Below are 1,467 nucleotides of genomic sequence, written 5' to 3' on the forward strand. Positions count from 1 at the left end.
CTCTCATCGCCGAAGCGCGTCACCGGCGTCCAGCAGCCTTGATCCAGCACGCGCTCCAGCGCCTCGGCACCGGCGACGGCGTCCGCCGCGACCACCAGCTTGCCGCCAGCCGGCACGGTACGCACCAGGTGGTGGAACTGACGCTCGATGGCGGCGAGATCCGGGAAGATGTCGGCGTGATCGAACTCGAGGTTATTGAGCACGGCGATGCGCGGCCGGTAATGCACGAACTTGGAACGCTTGTCGAAGAAGGCCGTGTCGTATTCATCGGCCTCGACCACGAAGGGCGCCCTGGGGTCGCCGATACGCGCGGAATCGCCCAGCTGCGGCGGCACGCCACCGATCAGATAGCCCGGCGCGAGGCCCGCGCATTCGAGAATCCAGGCGGTCATGGTCGCGGTGGTGGTCTTGCCGTGGGTGCCGGCGATGGCGATCACCGGACGGCCGGTCAGCACCTCGTCACACAGCCATTGCGGGCCGGAGGTATAGGCCAGCCCACGCTCGAGCAGCGCCTCGACTTCGGGGTTGCCGCGCGAGACGGCATTGCCGACCACCGTGAGATCAGGCGCGGGGACGAGATTGTCGGCCGCATAGCCTTCCATCAGGGTGATACCGGCCTCGGCCAGCTGTGTGCTCATGGGCGGATAGACGTTGGCATCGCTCCCCGTGACGCGATGACCACGCGCGCGCGCCAGAAGCGCCAGAGAGCCCATGAAGGTACCGCAAATACCGATGACGTGAAGGTGCATCTGTTTCTCCAATCCGGAAGCCCGAGCAGCCTAGCATGCCCGCCAGGCGGCGAGTAGCGCGCGGCCTGTCAGGGATGGACGACACCCCCAGTGGCATTCGGGCGTCGTGCAGGGGTCATGTCTTTCGGATATGATGCGGCGGGTAAGCGCCAGCCCGTTCAAGACCATGACAAGGAAGCAGAGACGAGAAGCCCATGCCCCAGCACAATGCCTTCTACGCCCAGTCCGGTGGCGTTACCGCCGTCATCAACGCCAGTGCCTGTGGCGTCATCGAAGCCGCTCGTGAAAACGGCGACCAGATCGGCAAGCTGTATGCCGGTCACAACGGCATCATCGGTGCCCTGACCGAAGACCTGATCGACGTCAGCCAGGAAAGCGACGAGAACATCGCCGCGCTGCGCCACACGCCGGGCGGTGCCTTCGGCTCCTGCCGCTACAAGCTCAAGAGCATCGAGGACCACCGTACCCAGTACGAGCGTCTGATCGAGGTGTTCAAGGCCCACGACATCCGTTACTTCTTCTACAACGGTGGCGGCGACAGCGCCGATACCTGCCTGAAGGTCTCTCAGCTGGCCGAGACCATGGGCTATCCGATCCAGGCCATCCACGTGCCGAAGACCGTGGACAACGACCTGCCGATCACCGACAACTCGCCGGGCTTCGGCAGCGTGGCCAAGTACATCGCCACCTCCACCCGTGAAGCCGGTCTCGACATCGC

2 protein-coding genes are annotated in these 1,467 nt (G+C 65.0%); one reads left to right on the forward strand and one right to left on the reverse strand.

Going from position 1 to position 1,467, the window contains the following annotated elements; genetic code table 11:
* Positions 1–749, reverse strand: a 749-nt coding sequence (locus tag AC4FAH_RS10835) for a Mur ligase domain-containing protein (RefSeq protein WP_483236899.1), incomplete at its 3' end; no start/stop codon positions are given.
* A 194-nt stretch (positions 750–943) separates the two neighbouring features.
* Here AC4FAH_RS10835 and AC4FAH_RS10840 point away from each other — a divergent pair.
* On the forward strand, positions 944–1,467 hold a 524-nt coding region (locus AC4FAH_RS10840), incomplete at its 3' end, for a diphosphate--fructose-6-phosphate 1-phosphotransferase (RefSeq protein ID WP_490246018.1).

Source organism: Cobetia sp. (genome assembly GCF_983723665.1).